A 20,463-nucleotide genomic window follows, 5' to 3' on the forward strand; every position below is an offset into this window, starting at 1 on the left:
TCAAAATGTTCCGCCTCTTTATTGAATCAAATCCTTCATTTTCACAAAGGTGTAGCCCTTCTCCTTCAATCGTTCCAATACGGTTGGCAGCGCCTCTGCCGTATGAATGCCGTCAAGAATATGAAGCAGGATAACACTTCCGTTCTGTGTCTGCTTCATAACCCCATTTATAATATCGTCGGCGCTGTTCTTCACGTCCCAATCGAGCGTGGTCACGTCGTACATCGCAATGCGTGGATACCCCGTAGCCGCGATAATTTCTGCCGTCTTCTCATCCACCACGCCCGTCGGCGGCCTGTACAGCATTAACGGCTGCTGCTGGATCGCTTCCGTAATGACTTGATGGGCTTTAACAACATCCTCCTGCAGCTCCTCCGGAGTCAGCGTAGTTACAACCTGATGGGCATAGGAATGATTGGCCACATCGTGCCCCTCTTCAATCATGGCTCTTGCCAGATTCGGATTCTGCTCCACGCCCTGCGCCCGCAAGAAAAACGTTGCCTTAACATCATGCTCGGCCAAAATGTCCAAAATTCGCGTCACCGTCTTGTCCGTCGCCCAATCGTCGAAGGTAAGGGCGATTTCCTTTTTCCTCGTATTGGCCTTGTATACAAGCTCATAAGGAGTGCCTTTGTAGTCGGGATTCAGTTTGGCTGCATCGTACCCGGGAATTTCCTCCAGCGGCTTTCGAACTCCGCCGTTCTTGACGAGCTCGCTCAGCGTAATCAGTTTATAGCCGAGCTCCTCTGCAGCCTCGCCGATAAAACCGATCGCCGGCACGACTTCCGGATTAATGTCGGTGTTCAGCGAGATGACGCCTCCCCTTGACATGTATCTAGCCACATAATCGCCGATTTCTTTCGCGTTCTTCATATCGCGGTCCTTCGGGTTGATGTTGTAATTAACGACGGCCTCCATTCCAAGCTGCGCGGCTACAAGCCGAATATCGTCGGAGTAGTCGCCTGACTTCGTTCGTATGTATTTTGGAGTAACGCCCGTTTCTTTTTCGATCACTTCGTTGGCCAACTGGATTTCCTTATAGATTTGCTCATAGCCAAGCTTGGTTAAATCCAGGTGATTCAACGTGTTATTTTCGACTTCATGGCCCCGTTCGATAATGCTTTTTGCAATATCCGGCTCCTCCGCTACCCGTATTCCCGGAAGAAAAAACGTCGCTTTGATATCATACTTGTCCAGCTCGTTTAGCAGCCGATCCATCGTTTCCGCATCCCCCATACCGTTAAAGGTAAGGCTCAGCTCTTTTCTGGCCGTATACACAGAGGAGATTACCCTGCTCTTCTCCCCATTAAAGCGCTCGATGGTCTGCTGGCCTTGCATCTGGCCCTCCGCAGGATCTGCCGGGCTGCCGCTGGAACCAAATATTCCGCAGCTGGTCAACAAGACCAGGCTCATGAACAGAGCCGTAACTCGAATCAGCGCTCGTTCTCTATTCAACCTGTCATTGCTCTTCATGTTCTAGCCCCTCTTTTTACCAAATAATAGAATACCTGTGTATCAAACTCCTGAATCGTCCAATAATATATCAGGACGTTCTATACATTTTCTAAACAGATTTGTCCAATCTATCTATTACAAGGAAGTTACTTGTAATTATTTATAGGTATTATAACCTAACGAATATTCAGGAAGGAACCATCAGCACGAAGCAAAATCAGGACATTTCCCCCATTGCATAAGCCCCTTGGCAAAACACAACAGCCCCAGTGCTTTACAGGCACTGGGGCTTATTTCGCTATTTATATTTTAGATTAAATCATGGGCCTTATGCTCATACTTTACGTTGGATGGCGCATCGATCGGTTCGGTCACTTTGTCATCGGCGACATGGACCTGGTGGGTTATGCCATTGCAAACGAATTTGAACATGCCGTTGTTAAAATCCGTACCGATCTCTTTATAGAATATGCCTTCATAGCTCATGTTCTTTTGGCAGGAGAAGCATAGTCTGTAGCTGTCCCCTTCCTTCAGCAGATAACCGCGAACGCCGGCCTCATACTCAATTTCGTCCTCGCTCTTGATGGTGCGATCCAGCGATACAATATGAAGGTCAACGAAAGTGATTTCGCGAAGAAGCACGTTGACGAAGGAACCCTTCGTGATCTCCTCCCAGCGATTCTGGGCGGTTTGTCCGATAATGATTTGCGTGACGTTGTATTTATGGGCAACCTCGGCAATCATTTTAGCTGTAGGCCGCTTTTCATTATCCAGGAGAATAAACTCCTCAACATCGCATTCCTCAGCCAGTTCCTTCCAGCGTTCGATGTATCCCGATTTTTCGGCATCAAACTCATCGTACGGGAGCGGATCCACCGTCAGGATATATAGCGGGCAATTCAACATACTCGCCATTTTATGGCCGCGTCTAATCAACCGCTCACCATTGGGACCGTAATATACGCAAACGAGAATACTCTCATCCATACGACCCTTTACCTTCTTCATGACGAAAATTCACCTCGTTAAATAATTCATTGTATTTATATCATTCTCTATAAGAAAAGCTTATACATGGAATGTATTTATTGTACATCGGCACGATTTATATTGTATAATTAGATTATTATTATAATTTTTCCTTATCGTTTGGCCGATATACGCAATACGCCAACAGGGTTGTTTCGAACAGCCCGCTTTAAAGCTGCCGGCTGCTTTTCCAGAACTCCCAATTCACTTCCTAAGCGAAGTCCTCACTTCTTACGCCATAGGCGATCATAAGACTTATGGCTTCTTATTATCCCGCTTATTGACATAGGAGTCAAGTCCTGCGGGAATCCTTCTTTATAAGGCTGTTTTTTGCTCAAATATAAAGAAGATCACCATCATCATGAAAATGGAGGTTTGACTTTGTTATCCGTGAACTTAGCCATATTGATCCCTTTTCTTGCCGCTATACTCGTACCATTCTTATACGCCAAAGTTTCACGCAAACATATCGGCTGGTTCGTCCTGATCGTGCCGGTTGTCCTGTTTGTTTCTCTAGCTCGCTACATTCCGTCTGTCGCCGGGGGCGAGACTTACTTGAGCACGATCGCGTGGATTCCCTCCTACGGCATCCATTTTACCACGTATCTTGACGGGCTGAGCATCATCTTCGGCCTATTGATCACCGGGATCGGCAGCCTGGTCATCATTTATTCCATTTATTATTTATCCGCAGAAGAGTCGCTGGGCCACTTTTATATTTACCTGCTGCTGTTTATGGGAGCTATGCTTGGCGTTGTCTTCTCCGACAATCTGATGGTGTTTTATGCTTTCTGGGAATTGACCAGCATTTCGTCCTTCCTCCTGATTGCATTTTGGTACCACCGGAAAAGATCCAGATACGGCGCAAAAAAAGCTCTATTAACTACGGTGACCGGCGGAATCGCCATGCTGACCAGCTTCATTATGATCTATGTCATGACTGGCACAATGAGCATCCGGGAAATTATTTCTACCATTGATTACGGCCATGCGCTATTTATTCCGGCAATGCTCCTTCTGCTGCTCGGCGCTTTTACCAAATCCGCCCAATTCCCGTTCCATATCTGGCTGCCTGACGCTATGGAAGCGCCGACGCCAATCAGTGCATATCTGCATTCGGCAACGATGGTCAAAGCGGGCATTTATTTGGTGGCCCGGTTTACGCCCATTTTCGGCAGCCATGAAACCTGGTTCTGGCTCGTCAGCAGCGTCGGCATCATCACGCTTTTCTGGGGCTCCTTCAACGCGGTTCGCCAGACGGATCTTAAAGCGCTGCTCGCCTACTCGACCATTAGCCAGCTCGGTCTCATCATGACCCTGTTTGGTATTGGTTCGGCAGCACTGTCCATGGGGGCCGGTGAAGAGACCGTGATTTATACGCAGGCGACCTTTGCGGCCCTGTTCCATTTGGTTAATCACTCTACGTTCAAAGGCGCTTTATTTATGGTTATCGGTATCGTAAACCATGGAGCAGGCACTCGTGACATTCGCCGCCTTGGCGGACTGATGTCGTTAATGCCGATTTCATTCACCATCGCTTTAATCGGCAGCTTTTCCATGGCAGGCTTGCCGCCATTTAACGGCTTCCTGAGCAAGGAAATGTTCTTTCAAGCCGTTGTCAGCGTAAGTCAGTCCGGAATTTTCTCCCTGCATGTATCCAAGGTACTATTCCCTGTCGTCGCCTGGGTTGCCAGTGTATTCACATTCATATACTGCATGATCATCGTATTCAAGACGTTTCTTGGGCCATACCAGCCGGAGAAGCTCGATCATGAAGCCCATGAAGCTCCGGCAGGCATGTTGATTTCACCGATCATTCTAGCAGTTTTGGTTGTAGGGATCTTCTTTTTCCCTAACGTGCTGGGCGATTATCTGCTGCGTCCGGCGATGGCCAGCATCCTCCCTTCGATAGAACTCGAAGGCATGATTGAACCTATTTCAGCCTGGCATGGATTCAATCCCGCTTTATGGATGACGCTCGGAGTCATTGCTGTCGGCACCTTGATGTATCTGTCGATCCGGCGGTGGAAAGGAATCTATTCGCTTCTGCCCGAGAATTGGACGCTGGACAACTTGTATAACAATAGTCTGATCCAAATGGAGAAAATCTCAAACCGGATCACCTCCTTCTATATGACAGGCTATTTGCGAAGTTATTCGATTTATATTTTCCTGTTTTTCATCGCCGCTGTAGGAGGCACGCTGCTGTTTACAGGAGCTTACGCCTTTGATTTTGCTGGCGATGCTCCGATCAGCGTATATGAAATCGTTCTGGTGCTCGTCATGGTCGCTGCTGCGCTTGCCATCCCTTTGGCGAAATCGCGCGTAAACGCCGTTCTGCTCAATGGAGCGCTTGGCTATTCCATGGCTCTGTTCTTCGTCGTATTCCGTGCACCTGACTTGGCGTTAACCCAGCTCGTGGTGGAGACGGTATCGACAGCGTTGTTCCTGCTCTGCTTTTATTTCCTTCCAAAATGGAAGAAAGAGGAGACGCCTCGCCGCACGAAGCGCACCAACCTTGTCATTTCCATAGCCGTAGGAATCATTTTCGTTTTGGTTGCTCTCTCTGTACGGGGTGGCAAACTGTTCGATACGATCTCCGGCTACTTTGAAAACGCCTATGAACTGGCGGGCGGAAAGAACATCGTTAACGCCATCCTCGGCGACTTCCGCGCGTTCGATACGATGCTTGAGGTGATCGTCCTCTTCATCGGTGGCCTGAGCGTATACACATTGATCAAACTAAAGTCGACGAAGGAGGAGCAGAACCTTGAAGATCAATGACGTCATTTTACAAACCGTTACGAAAATCGTAGTTTTCATTATTCTGACGATGGCGGTCTATCTGTTCGTGTCCGGACATAACAGCCCCGGCGGCGGTTTTATCGGGGGACTTGTGCTCGCTTCCGCACTGGTGCTGTTATTCCTCGCCTTCGATACGGAAACCATCATGAAAAGAATCCCTTTGGACTTCAAAATGGTCGCTGCCGTGGGAGCCTTCATTGCTGTAGCAACGGGAGCCGCTTCTTTGTTTTTGGATATTCCTTTTTTGAGCCACGCTTATTCTTATTTCAATCTTCCCGTCTTTGGCAAAACCGGGCTCGCTACGGTCACGATCTTTGAACTCGGTGTAGCCCTGGGTGTAGTCGGCGTCGTCGTCACGATTATTCTAAGTATTAGCGAGGATGTGTAAGTGTATGGAAACGTTGATCATCATCCTGACGGGAGTGCTGGTGTCCGTTGCGACTTACCTGTTTCTCTCCAGGAATGTTATTCGGATTATTCTAGGAACAGCCGTGCTAACGCATGCGGCACATTTGCTGATTATGACGATGGGCGGGCTGAAGACCGGCGGCGTGCCCGTGCTCGGAGAAGAAACGACTACCTTTACCGATGCTCTGCCGCAAGCCCTGATCCTGACTTCCATCGTGATCAGCTTTGCGGTTACCGCCTTTCTTCTCGTGCTTGCTTACCGGTTGTACCAGGAGAGCAGAAGCGATAACTTAAACGAGTTAAGGAGTATGCTGAATGAATAATATCCTTGTACTCCCCGTCGTTATTCCGGTACTGGCCGGTATTCTGCTTGTGTTCTTCCGGTCGCATATTCAAATTCAAAGATGGCTTAGCCTGGCTGCCATCCTGTCGGTTACAGGCATCAGCATCTATATTCTAAACATGATTCAAAATGCGGGAATCATCCGCCTCGACTTTGGGAATTGGCAGCCGCCGTTCGGCATTCTTTTTGTCGGTGATTCCTTCTCCCTGCTACTGGTGCTAACGACAAGCCTCGTTGCCGCGATTTGCTTGATTTACGCCTTCTATTCCATCGGGGAGCAGCGGGAGCGAATGTTCTTCTATCCCTTTGTCCTGCTCATGGTTGCAGGCGTTAACGGCTCCTTCCTGACAGGGGATTTGTTCAATCTGTATGTGTGCTTTGAAGTTATGCTGTTAGCTTCCTATGCGCTCATTACACTCGGGGGCACCAAAGCCCAGTTGAAAGAATCCATTAAATATGTAGCCATTAATGTGCTCTCTTCCTGGTTCTTTCTTGTAGCCATCGCTTACTTGTACGGAACAGTAGGCACGTTGAACATGGCTCATTTATCCGAACGGATTGCCGAAGCGGGACAAACTCCGCTGCTCACCGTCATCAGCATTTTGTTCCTGCTTGTATTCGGGTTAAAGGCCGGACTGCTGCTCTATTTCTGGCTGCCTGGCTCATATAGCGTCCCGCCGACGGCCGTAGCCGCATTATTCGGAGGGCTTCTGACGAAGGTCGGCATATATGCCATGTTTCGGATGTTCACCTTGCTCTTCTATCATGAGCCTTCAATTACACATACGATCATTGGCATCATGGCTGGCATTACGCTGATCGGGGGATCCTTCGGGGCAATAGCTTATAGGGATATCCGCCAAATCGTATCCTTTAACGTAGTCATCGCGGTAGGCTTTATCCTGGTCGGTCTTGCCGTCGCCACCCCGGCAGCGATCGAAGGGTCGATTTATTACCTGGTGCATGACATGCTTGTCAAAGCAGCCTTGTTCCTGATTGCGGGTTCCATGGCGGCTCTTACCGGTACGACGATGATTGACCGGATGAGCGGATTGATTCGCCACTATCCGATATTAGGCTGGTCGTTCTTCATCATTATGCTGGCTCTTGCTGGTATTCCGCCGCTAAGCGGTTTTATGGGGAAAATCCTCATTGGTCAAGGGGCGATTGAAAGCGGGTCGTATATTCTGCTCGCACTTTCCCTGATTTCCAGCATATTCGTGCTATATTCCCTGCTGCGTATTTTCCTGAATTGCTTCTGGGGAGAATCTACGACCAGCGAGGAAGATGCGGCTCCTCTAAGCAAAGGCTGGATCATCCCATGCGCTCTACTGACGGCTGCCTCTATCGCTCTTGGATTCGGGGCGGAATATATATCGCCTTACATCGCTGACGCGGCGGCAACTTTAACGAATCCCTACATCTATATTGATGCGGTCCTAAACAAATAATGAAATTAGAAATGCATGATATGAAAAAAGGGGTGAAATAGGTGCCTGCTCAGTTTCTGCTGAATTTATTTATTGCTTTTTTGTGGATGGTTCTCAATGATGAAGACGAGTTGAGATTTACGACGTTTTTTGCCGGCTTCCTTGTTGGGGTCGCGATCATCTTTGTGATGCAGCGTTTTTTCGGAAAACAATTTTATTTGCATCGCTTCTACCGGGTCGTCAAGCTAATCCTGATTTTCATTTCCGAGCTGTTCCAGTCGGCATTTGTCGTAATGAAGCATATTATTAGTCCAAAAATAGATATCAAGCCGGGTATTTTCACTTACAAAACTGCCCTGAAAAGCGATTGGGAAGTAACCACGCTGGCGCTGCTGCTCACGCTTACTCCAGGTTCGGTCGTTATGGAGGTTTCACCCGAAGGAGATACGTTCTATATCCATGCACTAGATATTGAGCGCTACAAAAACGATTTGATCCGTTCTTTAGGCCGGTTTGAAAAAGCAATCATGGAGGTGACTCGATAATGATCAAAATAATGCTGGGGGTTTCCCTTACCCTGTTCAGCGTAGCGATTGCCATTTCCCTGTATCGTATTATCAAGGGGCCTTCCCTTCCCGATCGCGTTATCGCGATGGACATGATCGGCGTGAACCTGATCTCGGGGATCGCCGCGGTATCTATACTGCTGAGAACCAAAGCGTATTTGGAGGTTATACTCGTCTTAGGCTTACTGGCTTTTATCAGTACGATTTCGCTCTCCAGATTTATCGAGAGAGGTGTTATTATTGAACGTAAACGCAGTGGGTGAATTTGTTGGAGCCGCCTTGATTCTTATCGGCAGCATTATTAGTGTGATCAGCGCCATCGGTATCATCCGTTTTCCGGACGTATATACACGAGCGCACGCCGCTACCAAAAGCTCTACGCTGGCCGTTCTGCTGACCCTTATCGGAACCTTTCTATATATATGGTTCAGCGACGCTTTTATCAGCGTAAGGGTTATCCTAGGTATTTTGTTCGTATTCATTACGGCTCCTGTGTCCGGGCATCTCATTATTCGCGCTGCCTATCGCTCCAACGTCAAGCTGGCGGATTCAACGATTGAAGATGAATTAAAGCCTGTCCTGCATGGAAGCGGGCAGAAGAAGAAACAAAGTAATGAACATGAACAAGGAACAGAGCAGCCGCAAGGCAGCCTGTAAGATTAAAAGACCGGGCAAGGGAATCATATTGATCTCTGCTCGGCCTTTTTCGTTAACAACGCCTTGATGAATTCCTTAAATCGACATATTTTACATTTCAATTGCGGCCTACTACCCATTAAGTTATACTTATTCCAAGGCAAGTATCATAGCCGCTCTCATGCCTTATTACCTAAATTATGGACAACTAGAAGCGAATCAATATATAGCATTACACCATCACAGTTCAAAAAAAGGAGGGATACATCCGGATGAGCGATCAGATTCTAACGCAAATTCTAGGTGAACTCAAATCACTGAACAATCGCATGGGCAATTTGGAAGACAGGCAAGGGGCTCTGGAAAGTGGACAGCAGGCTTTACTCACCAGGCAAGAGGCTCTGGAAAGTGGACAGAAGGCTTTACTCACCAGGCAAGAAGCTCTGGAAGCTAGGCAAGTTAGCTTCGAGGCCGAACTAAAGGAGATTAAAGCGAACACTGCGGATATTCCGTTAATTAGACAGGCTGTCCTGGAGACGCTGGAAATTACCAAGCGCCTTGATTTGTCCCAAAAATCTTGAAAGAAAAGTGACCAACCAGCTTAACACCCATGAGTACAGCATTGATATTATTAACCGCCGCCAGCTCAAACTGGAAGCTGATTTAGAGAGCATTAAGAATAAATAACATGCCCTTAAATGAGCCTCGCCCTTATGGCGAGGTTTTCGTATGTAATCTGAATTAGTAATTTAGTGCCGTAAACATGGTATAATAACACTGCTTGTCAATTCGGATTTCATTATTAGAAGGAAGTTGGACATCAAGATGATTATCGAAATCGTAACGGATGTGGTCCTGCCTATCTTTGTGCTGATTGGACTTGGAGCGCTGATGCATCGTGCTTTTCAGCTCAACTTATATACACTGGCAAAAATCAACTTTTATTATATCACTCCCGCTGTTGTGTTCCTGAGCATGTACAATTCGGAAATGTCGCCCCTATTATTGGGCAGCGTTACCCTGTTCTATGCTTTATATATTTCACTCCAATATATTGTCAGCTCTATTGTCAGTTGGAAAAGGGGATTCAAGCCGGGTATGAAGGCCGCATTCACGAACAGCCTCATTCTCGACAACTCGGGTAACTACGGACTTCCTATCAATCAGCTCGCATTCAAGGGCGATCCGCTAGCGACTTCGATCCAGGCGCTCGTCATGACCTTTCAAAGCCTCGTCACCTTTACTTATGGCGTAATCTCGGTTCAACGCGCTAAATCAGGAGGAACATTGAAAGCAGCATTAATTGGGTTTCTAAAAATGCCGGTTCCGTACGCGCTCGTGCTTGGCCTAGTCTTTCACGTCTTGCACTGGCCGCTGCCAGAGTTCGCAGCAAAGCCGCTGGGCTATATCGCAGATTCCATGGTCAGCATCGCTTTACTGACGTTAGGGGCGCAAATTATCCAATATCCGCTTCGCCTGGATCGGTTAGATGTATACATCAGCGCCTTCTTAAGGCTGCTAGTCGGTCCGGCTATCGGGCTGCTGCTTATTCTCGCGCTTGGCCTGAAAGGCATCCCGGCTCAAGCGCTGCTCATCGCCTCCGGTATGCCGACAGGCGTCAACAGTACGATTCTTGCTGAAGAGTATGATAACGAGCCAGACTTCGCGTCCCAGACCGTACTCATCTCTACGCTGCTGAACGTCATAACCGTAACGGCACTGATCTCGTTATCCAAATTCGTGGGGTAATTTATCGGAACATGTCGATCGGCAAATGCCCTGCGATTCTCGATAATTTCCTTAATTAATAGCCGGTCCAGTTGGCTTCATTTCCTTCTGGCCGGTTGTTATTTTAAATTCCTCTTGAGGGTTTACTTCAAATAACCTCAATTCCCTCGCGCGCTGCGGGTTCTTTGTTAAGAACATAAGGCATTTGATATATATTACTTAGCCCGTTGAAACTGTGGCCGCAAATTCACCTGCTCTTTGGTATAGAAAAAAGCACTCTAAAAGAGCGCCTTTCCATAAATGTAGACATATTATTCCTTAGAGATAATAACATTGAAGTCATATCCCATTACAGTAAGTGCTACAAAGATATCCCCTTTGGAGTAATAGGAAACCTCATCATCGGATGTATCACTTTCATAAACATACCCTTGCTTTTCCAATTCATTAACATACTTTTGGATATTTCCATCAGTTGCATCAGTAACATCATATGCATACATCACAGTTTTTCCGTCTGATAGCTCTATTCTTTTTCCGGATGAGATACCATTTACACTTGCATAATTAGGAATATCACCATTGTATTCAGAATAAAATTGTCCCTTTCCAGTGTTGATTTCCACTCTTCCAAGTTGATCATTCCAAACATAGTCTACACCAGTAATGTCGCCTAACTTAGCAAGAGGAACATAAGTGCTGCCTTCATAATTTAACACTGGCCGTTCAGCATCCTTATACTCTACGCCATCGACAACTATTGGATAAGTGACAGGAGTCAATATGAACTGCTTAATTTGTTCTGCATAAACCGTTGTTCCCAACATGAGACAAGAACCTACAATGCAGCCGGATATAAATTTTTTCAACAAAAGGCCCTCCCTAATATTTTCCTATTATTCTACCATAATTAGATAACTGGGGGGGACGTATAGAGAAACTTTTAAAAACATCAATAAAAAAAATGCCCCTGTGACTGTTATGTGATTTTATATAAAAAGGCTCCCTCTCGGGAGCCTCTTTATCATGCGCTATTACAGGACTTACAGCCCTTTATTACATCATACCGCCCATGCCGCCCATGTCTGGCATAGCTGGTTTTTCTGGTTCTGGTTTGTCTGCGATAACCACTTCGGTAGTCAGGAACAATCCAGCTACGGATGCAGCGTGTTGCAGCGCGGAACGAGTAACCTTAGCAGGGTCAACGATACCTGCTTCGATCATATTCACCCATTCGCCGGTAGCCGCGTTGAAACCGATACCTGCTTGCTCTTTCTTCAGGCGCTCAACGATAACAGAGCCTTCTTCGCCTGCGTTCGCGGAAATCGTACGGATTGGCTCTTCCAGAGCACGCAATACGATGTTCACGCCCGTTTTCTCGTCGCCTTCCACATCAAGCGCAGCTACAGCATTGTATACGTTCACGAGGGCTACGCCGCCGCCGGATACGATACCTTCTTCAACAGCCGCACGAGTAGCGTTCAATGCGTCTTCGATGCGCAGCTTGCGCTCTTTCAGTTCGGTCTCGGTAGCTGCACCAACTTTAACTACGGCTACGCCGCCAGCCAGCTTAGCCAGGCGCTCTTGCAGCTTCTCTTTATCGAATTCGGAAGTAGTTTCTTCCAATTGCGTACGGATTTGGTTCACGCGAGCTGTAATGTCAGCTTTGTCTCCGCTTCCGTCAACGATGGTTGTGTTTTCTTTCGTAACGATAACTTGGCGAGCGTTACCCAGCTGCTCTACGCTGGTGCTCTTCAGATCCAATCCGAGCTTCTCGGTAATCACTTGTCCGCCAGTCAAAGCAGCGATATCCTGCAGCATGGCTTCGCGACGGTCGCCAAAGCCTGGTGCCTTCACCGCAACAGCGTTGAACGTACCGCGCAGCTTGTTCACGATCAGCATGGCTTGCGCTTCGCCTTCGATATCTTCAGCAATGATCAGAAGCGGTCTGCTTTGCTGTACGATTTTCTCCAGGATTGGCAGAATTTCTTGCGTGCTGCTGATTTTCTTATCTGTAATCAAGATGTACGGGTTATCCAGAACTGCTTCCATCTTGTCTGTGTCCGTAATCATGTACGGGGAAATATAACCGCGGTCGAACTGCATTCCTTCTACAACCTCAAGCTCAGTCAAGAAGCCGCGAGATTCTTCAACGGTGATTACGCCGTCTTTGCCGACTTTCTCCATTGCTTCAGCGATCAGTTCGCCCACTTCTTCGTCGCCAGCGGAAATTGCCGCAACTTGAGCGATGGATTGTTTGCCCTCGATCGATTTGGAAATTTTCTGAAGCTCTTCTACCGCAGCGCGAACCGCCTTGTCGATCCCTTTACGCAAACCGATTGGGCTAGCACCTGCCGTAACGTTCTTCAAGCCTTCGCGGATCAACGCTTGAGCCAATACTGTTGCAGTAGTCGTACCGTCACCGGCAACATCGTTAGTTTTCGTAGCTACTTCTTTAACCAGTTGGGCACCCATGTTCTCGAATGCATCTTCCAGCTCGATTTCCTTAGCGATGGTTACCCCGTCATTCGTAATTAGCGGGCTGCCGAATTTTTTCTCCAATACCACGTTGCGGCCTTTTGGTCCAAGAGTAACTTTTACCGCATTTGCCAAAGCATCTACCCCGCGCAGCATCGCACGGCGAGCGTCTTCATTGAATTTAATCTCTTTTGCCATAATTCAATTACCTCCCTGAATGATTGTTGATTTGCTCTTTATTCACAAGGTCAGGCTGATGTACGCTTAACCCACGATGGCGTGGATGTCGCTTTCCTTCATAATTAAGTATTCTTTGCCTTCGTATTTGATTTCCGTTCCCGCATATTTGGAGAACAGTACGCGGTCGCCTTCCTTCACTTCCAATGGAACACGCACCCCGTCCTTCAGTGCTCCGCTGCCCACGGCAACGATTTTACCTTCTTGCGGCTTCTCCTTCGCCGTATCTGGCAGGACGATGCCAAATGCAGTCGTTTCCTCTTGCTCAATCGGTTCTACCAGTACGCGTTCACCTAAAGGTTTGATCATGAAAATGTCCTCCTTTAAATATGTTTTGTTGATTTTAATAACGTTATCGATGTGTTAGCACTCGATACACATTAGTGCTAACAACCACTTTTTATGATACTCAAAATGAATCCAGATTTCAAGTTCCCTGCTGCATTTTTTTCGTAAGTTTGGCGGAATCGTTCCATGGGCCCTTTTCATGATATCCTCATATATCTATAAATATTCCAATTGGCTCTCTCGAATCTATGGATTCCTTCCCATTTTTAGAAACGGTTCCTAAAAAGCAACAAACACATCTTCTCTGTTGAAGATGTGTTTGTCATGGCAGAATGCCTCTATGAATTATATTCGGCTTCCCGCTCGGCATCCGCTGCCATTAGCTTGCGATGGATACGCGAGGATAGGAGCACGCTGATTTCATACAGAATAATGAGCGGAATCAGTACCAGAAACGCGGAAAGAAAATCCGCAGGCGTAATCATTACGGAAATCACTACAAGGGCAAAATACGCCACCCTTCTCATTTTCCGCAGGAGCCTTGGGGTCAGAATCCGCAGCTGAGTGAGAAACAATATAACGATCGGCAGCTCAAATAGCAGCGATATCGGGATAATGATATTAAATAAAAACTTGAAATAATCCGCCATTCCATAGGTTTCGATCAGTCCAAGCTCCGCATTGAGCTCTCCGGTAAACGCCATGGCCAGCGGAAATACGACATAATAACCGAAAGAAATCCCGATCAAGAAGCACAGGAATACGTAAGGAATATATTTAAGCGTAGCCTTCCGTTCCGCAGGCTTAAGTCCGGGACTTACAAAAGCCCATATTTGATACAGCGTGAAGGGCAGGGTAACGCCTAGCGCTACCATCATTGCTATTTTCATATATACGCCAACGCCGTCCCAGAAAGAGAAGGCATTCAGGTTAATCTTCACGCCTGAAAGGGCGTTGACCGTGACGTAATTGTATATTGGTTTGACTACGAAGAAAGCCGCGACCAGCACGAACACAAATACGAGCAGTACCCAAAATAACCGGCGGCGAAGTTCCGTTAAATGTTCGACCACGCTTTGCTGCGTCTCTTCAGCCATATGCCGTCCTCCCTGACTTCTAAATTACTGTTGAGCATACAAACTACCACACTTACTCCGGCAGCCGTTTTTCGTCTGGTTTGGACGACTCTTGCACAGAAGTTGAGAGCTCCTGGGGCTGAGACTTATCCCCTTGAGGCCGATCCTCCATAATATCCTGCGTCGCATCCTTGAATTCTTTGAAGGTGCGGCCTACGACACGGCCAAGCTCTGGCAGTTTATTCGGCCCGAATATTAATAGCGCTGCGATGATAATCAATAACAATCCGCCTGCACTCATGCTGATTCCCCTTCCAAATGCACTTAAAAAATATAGGCTTGCACAACCGTTTCTTTCATACGCCCACATCATACCATAACTAATATCACAGTAACAGTGCCGCTCTAAGTCAAATTAGCGGCACTCATTCCCTTCTTTCGCCTATAGCCGAAATTGCCCCGTAACCATCAGCAGCGCCTCAGGCAGCTGATCCATAATGGCCGCCAAATTTTCGTGAACTCCTTTTGGCGTGCCCGGCAGGTTCACAATCAGCGTCCGGCCGCGAATGCCGACGATCCCGCGAAACAGCATGCCTGCAGGATTCTTCTGCATAACCGAATAGCGCATCGCTTCCGCCATCCCTGGCACTTCGCGTTCAATCACTCGCCGCGTCGCCTCTGGGGTCACGTCCCGGATAGCCAGCTCCGTACCTCCGGTAGTAAGCACTAAATCTGCCTGAAAATAATCTGTCATTTCAATTAAAGCCGCGATAATTTCATCCGGTTCATCAGGAACGATGCGGTATTCTATAATTTCTCCGCCGAGCTCTTCCTCTACAAGTTCCCGGATAACCTGGGCACTCGTATCCTCACGCTCTCCCCGGGAGCCTTTATCGCTTGCCGTCAGGATCGCCGTTTTCCAAACCATGAAGTCACCCTCCTCATCCACATAGGAACTCCGTTTTTAATGTCTGAATTAAATCCTTTTAAATTGACGACTTATGTTCATTACTATAGAAGCAATAATTAAAACCCAGATAAATAGTTTCCGCTTTTTCCGCCCGTCTTGCTGCGGAGCAGGGTCGGGCCGATAACCATATCCTTTTGCAGCGCTTTGCACATGTCGTACACCGTTAACGCCGCGGCTGAAACAGCGGTGAGCGCCTCCATTTCCACGCCCGTTTTGCCTTCTGTTTTCACGGTTGCCTCAATATGCAGCTCATTATGCCCGTTATCTGTAAAAATGAGGTTAACTCCGGTTAATGGCAATGGGTGGCACATGGGAATCCAGTCAGAGGTCTTTTTAGCTCCCTGAATTCCAGCAATTTGCGCCACGGCAAGCACGTCTCCTTTGCCAACCTGGCCTTCCTTGATGGCGCGAAGCGTGTCCGGATGCATCGTAATTGTCGATACGGCCACCGCAGTCCGGGCTGTTGCCTGCTTCCCTGAAATATCGACCATATTCGCTCTGCCCTGTTCATTAAAATGAGTCAATTTCCCTTCCTGGGATTCCGAAGACATAAATTTTTCACTACTTTCATTGATATATATCGTACCGGAGGCTGTAAACAGCAGCTCCACCCTAAAATCATGGGGCTCCATCGGAATACAGTCCGTCAATATTTGCTCTTGAAAAGCGAGCGCTCCAATAATAGCGCCTGCCCCGCCGCCCTCTGAACGCTGCAAAGCGTCCATAAAACGGTCGTAAAATCCTCCCCCGAAGCCGATCCGGCCTCCTGCCCTGTCATAGGCAAGGCCAGGAACCACGACGAGATCGATTTCAGACCAGCGGTTCTCGGGCCAAATGCCCGTATGCTCAGCTGGCTCGGGAATACCCCATGCACCAGGCAGCAGTTCGCCGGCTTCCTTCAATTCATGCAGCTCAAATCGCCCAGCTCCGATGACCTTCGGAACCAATACGCGATCCCCCTGCCTCCAGCAGTTGTTCATCAACTCGCTGGTATCGGGCTCGTCCCGAAAGGAAGCATAAATGAATACTGTAAGGGGTCTGTTCCGTTCGTCCCGCAGGGGCCCCAGAACTTCCCGTTCCGCCAGCAAGCTGGCCGCCAGCGACTGCTCTTGCCGCAATGGCTCTGGAATTTGGGACCGGCGTTCTCTCATCGCACGGCGCAAATGATGTTTAAGATCTGGGATATCCATCATATAAATCCCTCATAGAATGATATATTCTCATCTAGTTTATCATTGTTGAAGCAAAATGAAAACTAAAGCGATTTCTGAAAAAATATCATAAATACGCACATTTTCATAGCATCGGAAATTGTATGATTTTATAAGACAAGGGACTTGCATAAAGAGCGATGCAATGCGCTGCCGTTTCATGTACACTTAATGTAGAAAGAATAAGCGGAGGATTCAGAAGTTATGCTACTTCAAGCGACTAATATTACGAAACGATATGGTGTTACCGAAATACTTCATGGCATTAATCTGCAGGTTTTAGAGCGGGACCGCATCGGCCTGGTTGGCGTCAACGGGGCCGGAAAGTCGACGCTATTGCAAATATTGGCTCAGGAATTGTCATATGATGAAGGGCAGATTTATAAAGCGAAGGAAACCACGATCGGTTATCTCGCTCAAAACAGCGGGCTGCAGTCGGAGCTCACGATCTGGGAGGAAATGCTGAACGTCTTCGCTTCCCTGCTGGATGCGGAGCGCGAGCTGCGCAGCATGGAGCAAGAAATCGCCGCGCTGGCCGAACATCATGACGATGACAAGGCCTACGAGGAATTACTGGAGCGGTACGCCCGAAAACAAGACTGGTTCAAAGATAATGGCGGTTACGAAATCGAAACCCGCATTCGCAGCGTGCTTCACGGCATGGGCTTCGGCAGCTTCCCGCCGGATACGCTCATTTCCACGCTGAGCGGGGGGCAGAGAACCCGGCTCGCTTTGGCCCGGATTTTGCTCCAGGCTCCCGATCTGCTCATGCTTGACGAACCAACGAACCATTTGGACATTGAGACGTTAACCTGGCTGGAGGATTACCTCCGCAACTATTCCGGGGCGCTGCTGATCGTGTCCCATGACCGTTATTTCCTCGATCGGCTCGTCACGGCCATCGTCGAAATCGAACGCCATCAATCGAAAAGATACACAGGCAATTACACGCGCTACATCGCACTGAAGGCTGCCGAATACGAAAGCCAGATGAAAATGTACGAGAAACAGCAGGACGAAATTGCCCGTATGGAAACCTTCATTCAGCGCAACATTGTCCGGGCTTCGACGACGAAACGGGCGCAAAGCCGCCGCAAAGCGCTGGAGAAGATGGACATCATGGAAAGGCCGACCGGGGATTTGAAGCGGGCGAGCTTTTCCTTTGAAGCAGAGTACATGACCGGCAAGGATGTGCTGCAGGTTGACGGCCTGTCCTATTCCTTTGCCGACGATAAGCATCCGCTGTTTCGCAATGTATCCTTCTATTTGCGGCGCGGCGAGACTGTTGCCCTGATCGGACCGAACGGTATTGGCAAGTCGACCTTGCTCAAAATTTTAACCGGCGATCTGAAGGCTTCTTCCGGATCGATCGTGTGGGGCAGCAAAGTAAAAATCGGGTATTATGATCAGGAGCAGACCCACCTCAATGCCGCAAATACCGTACTCGAGGAAGTGTGGAGCGCCTTTCCCCATATGGAGGAGGCAAGAATCCGCACGGTGCTGGGTAATTTTTTGTTCAGCGGCGATGACGTTCAGAAGAGAATAGCCGCGCTGAGCGGCGGCGAAAAAGCAAGGGTTGCGCTAGCCAAGCTGATGCTGCAAAAGGCCAACGTCCTCATTCTCGACGAGCCGACCAACCATCTGGATTTATTCAGCAAAGAGGTGCTTGAATCTGCTCTGCTCGATTACGACGGAACGCTGCTGTTCATTTCGCACGACCGTTATTTCCTTAACAAGATGGCGGAACGGATCGTCGAACTGCACCCTGGCGGGGCCCATCATTTCCTGGGGAATTATGACGACTATTTAGCGAAATTACAAGAGCTTGCGGAGCTGGCTGATGAAAACGCCACAAGCCCAACACCCAATCCTGCACCAGCAGACGACAGCCCCTCTGGAGCCGACGCTGCCGCGGCCAAAAATGGAGCGGCAACATTCGAGGCCGAGAAACAAGCAAAACGCGAGGAACGCATGAGGCAGCGCCGTCTGGAGCAGCTCGAACAGTCGATTGCCGAGCTGGAGGAGCAGATCGCGGCCATTGAAGCGGAATTAACTCTGCCCGAGGTTTATCAGGACTATACGGCCGTACAAGAGCGGCAGCTTCTCATCGACGAGCGCAAGCTGCAATTGACAGCAGCCTATGAGGAATGGGAAACACTGGCTGAAGCTTAAAAAATATTTTTTACATGGCATTTACAAACGACACCAGTTATGCACAAGATTATCCACAATTCCACTGCTGACTAACCATAAAAAACGGCCTGTGCGGCCGTTTTTTCCCTTTTATAATCGTGTTTTTGTGAAATAACGTTGATTATCCACCGAACTATCCACATTATCCACAGTTTTCAGAAAAAATCATTCCTCAATTTCGTAAAACGATCAATCTCTTGGTACGTAAGCTTTCATCCATTTTTCATGAAGTTAGTCTACAAGCTGTGGATAACTTTGTCCACATCTTGACAAGGAGCTGTGTTTTATTGTAGAAGTATTCACTTTCTTTTTCTAGTGCTTCGTTCCCTAATTTCACGTTTGCTATCCTCTACCCGTCCCATGAATTCCAAAATTGAATTCCAGAAGCACTATGCTCGGCATAACTACCGATATATCAATTAAAAACAATACCCCCTTTCGTTCCAAACCGGGTTCTGCTCTAGCGACACAATAACCTTCGTTCCTGCTTCTATCTGCCTAATCTTGCAAGCACACAGGCATTCCTGGCAAAGACCAAACCCATCTAACAGCCTATTGCTAGAACCAGACGACACTCTTTATCATCTTTAATAGCCTTCGCGTCCAGCTTTCCGACAGCAATTGTCGCAATATGGCAGCTTAGAATTAAATATAGAGAGAAAAAAGAATTACATTTTGGACGGGATCATGATCTTGTGTTAATCATGAAAGGAGAGAGTCAAATGAAAACCTTAAAAACCGCCGCACTCTTCATTTTAAGTCTAAGTTTGGTTTATTTAGGGGGCTGCCAGGCCAGCGGCGCTTCCAAACAAGCTTCCACGGGAGCACAGACACCGGCATTCCAGTCCTCTACCCTTCCGGGAGGAGGCATCGCATTTCCGCATAATGAACGGATACATCTGTCAACTGACCAGAAATGGGTGGCCAGCGAAGGGCATTTATCGGATCTGATCCGCCTGCAGTGGACGGCCGAACGCGCCAAGCCAGCCATTGCCTGGGCCGATGAGAAGGGTATGGACAAGACGGCCATCGTATCCCATGACAAAGCCAACAATCCTGAGCAGCATGACCATAAACATATTTCGATCGAAACGACGATGTCCCCGGACGGGGAGCATAAGGACGAGTTATTCACGCGCCTTGAAATCCCTTACGATACCGACGTATCGGAAATTCGCACCCATTCCTCCAACTTTAATGTGATGGATGGCATTTTAAGAGTGGCAGGCGAAGGACACCGGGACTTGCAGTTTGCCAAGACGGGGGAAGAAAACGAAACGACTCCGCTCTGGAGCCTGAGAGCCGACAGTTCCGAACTTGCCGGCAATAACACAGGAGGGGATTTCAACGTCGTGCGCTATTCAGACGAGGGCGAGGCGATCGACAGCGCATTATTCATGAAACGAAGCGACGGTAAAATCGGCGTGGGGACGAGTGAACCCCAAAGCAAGCTGGATGTGAACGGCGACGGCATATCCATTCGCGAAGCGAAGACTCCCGCCTCCTCCAGCGCTCCGGGAAATAAAGGAGACATTGCTTGGGACGAAAATTACATTTACGTTTGCGTCGCCAAGGATACCTGGAAACGGACGGAGCTCTCATCCTGGTAA

The 20,463-nt window shown here is 48.2% G+C and carries 20 protein-coding genes and 1 pseudogene; 11 read left to right on the forward strand and 10 right to left on the reverse strand.

Features of this window, described 5'->3' with window-relative positions; all coding sequences use genetic code 11:
• Positions 1–18: 18 nt before the first annotated feature.
• A complete protein-coding gene (locus MKX50_RS19500) occupies positions 19–1,473 on the reverse strand; it encodes a polysaccharide deacetylase family protein (RefSeq protein ID WP_213594389.1) in 1,455 nt (484 codons plus the stop codon).
• Positions 1,474–1,764: 291 nt separating this feature from the next.
• Positions 1,765–2,463, reverse strand: a complete 699-nt coding sequence (locus MKX50_RS19505; RefSeq protein WP_213594387.1) for a universal stress protein — start codon at positions 2,461–2,463, stop codon at positions 1,765–1,767.
• 402 nt (positions 2,464–2,865) lie between these two features.
• Here MKX50_RS19505 and MKX50_RS19510 point away from each other — a divergent pair, with 402 nt between their 5' ends.
• The 9 genes from MKX50_RS19510 (at position 2,866) to MKX50_RS19550 (ending at position 10,421) form a co-directional block, all read left to right on the forward strand.
• Positions 2,866–5,268, forward strand: coding sequence for a Na+/H+ antiporter subunit A (locus tag MKX50_RS19510; protein WP_339157614.1), 2,403 nt, complete (start codon positions 2,866–2,868; stop codon positions 5,266–5,268).
• On the forward strand, positions 5,255–5,677 hold the full coding sequence (locus MKX50_RS19515) for a Na(+)/H(+) antiporter subunit B (protein ID WP_155611440.1): 423 nt from the start codon (positions 5,255–5,257) through the stop codon (positions 5,675–5,677). Before MKX50_RS19510 ends, MKX50_RS19515 begins: the two co-directional genes overlap by 14 nt.
• Before the next feature lie 4 nt (positions 5,678–5,681).
• Complete coding sequence (locus MKX50_RS19520; RefSeq protein ID WP_155611439.1) at positions 5,682–6,020, forward strand: Na(+)/H(+) antiporter subunit C; 339 nt, start codon at positions 5,682–5,684, stop codon at positions 6,018–6,020.
• A complete protein-coding gene (locus MKX50_RS19525; protein ID WP_213594383.1) occupies positions 6,013–7,491 on the forward strand; it encodes a Na+/H+ antiporter subunit D in 1,479 nt (492 codons plus the stop codon). Before MKX50_RS19520 ends, MKX50_RS19525 begins: the two co-directional genes overlap by 8 nt.
• 41 nt (positions 7,492–7,532) lie before the next feature.
• The gene (locus MKX50_RS19530; RefSeq protein WP_213594381.1) at positions 7,533–8,015 is read left to right on the forward strand and encodes a Na+/H+ antiporter subunit E; all 483 of its coding nucleotides are present in this window, start codon (positions 7,533–7,535) and stop codon (positions 8,013–8,015) included.
• Positions 8,015–8,299 carry a Na(+)/H(+) antiporter subunit F1 gene (locus tag MKX50_RS19535; protein WP_213594379.1) on the forward strand — a complete coding sequence of 95 codons (285 nt, stop codon included), beginning with the start codon at positions 8,015–8,017 and terminating at the stop codon, positions 8,297–8,299. Before MKX50_RS19530 ends, MKX50_RS19535 begins: the two co-directional genes overlap by 1 nt.
• Positions 8,277–8,693: a Na+/H+ antiporter subunit G gene (locus MKX50_RS19540; RefSeq protein WP_244996837.1), complete on the forward strand. Its 417-nt coding sequence runs from the start codon at positions 8,277–8,279 to the stop codon at positions 8,691–8,693. The genes MKX50_RS19535 and MKX50_RS19540 overlap by 23 nt, the downstream gene beginning before the upstream one ends.
• A gap of 251 nt (positions 8,694–8,944) precedes the next feature.
• On the forward strand, positions 8,945–9,253 hold the full coding sequence (locus MKX50_RS19545; RefSeq protein WP_213594377.1) for a histidine kinase: 309 nt from the start codon (positions 8,945–8,947) through the stop codon (positions 9,251–9,253).
• A 244-nt stretch (positions 9,254–9,497) separates the two neighbouring features.
• Positions 9,498–10,421, forward strand: coding sequence for an AEC family transporter (locus MKX50_RS19550; RefSeq protein ID WP_213594375.1), 924 nt, complete (start codon positions 9,498–9,500; stop codon positions 10,419–10,421).
• A 290-nt stretch (positions 10,422–10,711) separates the two neighbouring features.
• Here the strand turns inward: MKX50_RS19550 and MKX50_RS19555 are convergent, their stop codons facing one another.
• The 8 genes and pseudogenes from MKX50_RS19555 to MKX50_RS19590 form a co-directional block, all read right to left on the reverse strand.
• Positions 10,712–11,269 (reverse strand): hypothetical protein, encoded by a 558-nt coding sequence (locus tag MKX50_RS19555; RefSeq protein ID WP_339157615.1) that lies wholly within the window; start codon positions 11,267–11,269, stop codon positions 10,712–10,714.
• Between the two features lie 187 nt (positions 11,270–11,456).
• On the reverse strand, positions 11,457–13,076 hold the full coding sequence (gene groL / locus MKX50_RS19560; RefSeq protein WP_213594365.1) for a chaperonin GroEL: 1,620 nt from the start codon (positions 13,074–13,076) through the stop codon (positions 11,457–11,459).
• Between the two features lie 66 nt (positions 13,077–13,142).
• A complete protein-coding gene (gene groES, locus MKX50_RS19565; RefSeq protein WP_110931659.1) occupies positions 13,143–13,424 on the reverse strand; it encodes a co-chaperone GroES in 282 nt (93 codons plus the stop codon).
• Positions 13,425–13,741: 317 nt separating this feature from the next.
• On the reverse strand, positions 13,742–14,500 hold the full coding sequence (gene tatC / locus MKX50_RS19570) for a twin-arginine translocase subunit TatC (RefSeq protein WP_339157616.1): 759 nt from the start codon (positions 14,498–14,500) through the stop codon (positions 13,742–13,744).
• Positions 14,501–14,552: 52 nt separating this feature from the next.
• The gene (locus tag MKX50_RS19575; RefSeq protein WP_213594361.1) at positions 14,553–14,780 is read right to left on the reverse strand and encodes a twin-arginine translocase TatA/TatE family subunit; all 228 of its coding nucleotides are present in this window, start codon (positions 14,778–14,780) and stop codon (positions 14,553–14,555) included.
• 141 nt (positions 14,781–14,921) lie between these two features.
• Positions 14,922–15,407, reverse strand: a complete 486-nt coding sequence (locus tag MKX50_RS19580; RefSeq protein ID WP_055105663.1) for a MogA/MoaB family molybdenum cofactor biosynthesis protein — start codon at positions 15,405–15,407, stop codon at positions 14,922–14,924.
• A gap of 98 nt (positions 15,408–15,505) precedes the next feature.
• Positions 15,506–16,000: a cyclic pyranopterin monophosphate synthase MoaC gene (gene moaC / locus MKX50_RS19585; protein WP_213594557.1), complete on the reverse strand. Its 495-nt coding sequence runs from the start codon at positions 15,998–16,000 to the stop codon at positions 15,506–15,508.
• A 54-nt stretch (positions 16,001–16,054) separates the two neighbouring features.
• Positions 16,055–16,642 (reverse strand): annotated as a pseudogene (locus MKX50_RS19590) (5-formyltetrahydrofolate cyclo-ligase); the annotation flags it as partial.
• Positions 16,643–16,864: 222 nt separating this feature from the next.
• On the opposite strand from MKX50_RS19590, the gene MKX50_RS19595 reads away from it, so the two are divergent.
• Positions 16,865–18,832 (forward strand): ABC-F family ATP-binding cassette domain-containing protein, encoded by a 1,968-nt coding sequence (locus tag MKX50_RS19595; protein WP_339157617.1) that lies wholly within the window; start codon positions 16,865–16,867, stop codon positions 18,830–18,832.
• A 743-nt stretch (positions 18,833–19,575) separates the two neighbouring features.
• Positions 19,576–20,463: a hypothetical protein gene (locus tag MKX50_RS19600; RefSeq protein ID WP_213594357.1), complete on the forward strand. Its 888-nt coding sequence runs from the start codon at positions 19,576–19,578 to the stop codon at positions 20,461–20,463.

This window comes from Paenibacillus sp. FSL W8-0186 (assembly GCF_037969765.1).
Taxonomy (GTDB): domain Bacteria; phylum Bacillota; class Bacilli; order Paenibacillales; family Paenibacillaceae; genus Fontibacillus; species Fontibacillus woosongensis.

What these genes read in the sequence shown, in the direction of transcription:
- groL (WP_213594365.1), bottom strand. Translation starts at nt 13,076, where the DNA reads ATGGCAAAAGAGATTAAATTCAATGAAGACGCTCGCCGTGCGATGCTG.
- MKX50_RS19520 (WP_155611439.1), top strand. Translation starts at nt 5,682, where the DNA reads ATGGAAACGTTGATCATCATCCTGACGGGAGTGCTGGTGTCCGTTGCG.
- MKX50_RS19500 (WP_213594389.1), bottom strand. Translation starts at nt 1,473, where the DNA reads ATGAAGAGCAATGACAGGTTGAATAGAGAACGAGCGCTGATTCGAGTT.
- MKX50_RS19535 (WP_213594379.1), top strand. Translation starts at nt 8,015, where the DNA reads ATGATCAAAATAATGCTGGGGGTTTCCCTTACCCTGTTCAGCGTAGCG.
- MKX50_RS19580 (WP_055105663.1), bottom strand. Translation starts at nt 15,407, where the DNA reads ATGGTTTGGAAAACGGCGATCCTGACGGCAAGCGATAAAGGCTCCCGG.
- MKX50_RS19545 (WP_213594377.1), top strand. Translation starts at nt 8,945, where the DNA reads ATGAGCGATCAGATTCTAACGCAAATTCTAGGTGAACTCAAATCACTG.
- groES (WP_110931659.1), bottom strand. Translation starts at nt 13,424, where the DNA reads ATGATCAAACCTTTAGGTGAACGCGTACTGGTAGAACCGATTGAGCAA.
- MKX50_RS19550 (WP_213594375.1), top strand. Translation starts at nt 9,498, where the DNA reads ATGATTATCGAAATCGTAACGGATGTGGTCCTGCCTATCTTTGTGCTG.
- tatC (WP_339157616.1), bottom strand. Translation starts at nt 14,500, where the DNA reads ATGGCTGAAGAGACGCAGCAAAGCGTGGTCGAACATTTAACGGAACTT.
- MKX50_RS19525 (WP_213594383.1), top strand. Translation starts at nt 6,013, where the DNA reads ATGAATAATATCCTTGTACTCCCCGTCGTTATTCCGGTACTGGCCGGT.
- MKX50_RS19575 (WP_213594361.1), bottom strand. Translation starts at nt 14,780, where the DNA reads ATGAGTGCAGGCGGATTGTTATTGATTATCATCGCAGCGCTATTAATA.
- MKX50_RS19600 (WP_213594357.1), top strand. Translation starts at nt 19,576, where the DNA reads ATGAAAACCTTAAAAACCGCCGCACTCTTCATTTTAAGTCTAAGTTTG.
- MKX50_RS19595 (WP_339157617.1), top strand. Translation starts at nt 16,865, where the DNA reads ATGCTACTTCAAGCGACTAATATTACGAAACGATATGGTGTTACCGAA.
- MKX50_RS19505 (WP_213594387.1), bottom strand. Translation starts at nt 2,463, where the DNA reads ATGAAGAAGGTAAAGGGTCGTATGGATGAGAGTATTCTCGTTTGCGTA.
- moaC (WP_213594557.1), bottom strand. Translation starts at nt 16,000, where the DNA reads ATGTCTTCGGAATCCCAGGAAGGGAAATTGACTCATTTTAATGAACAG.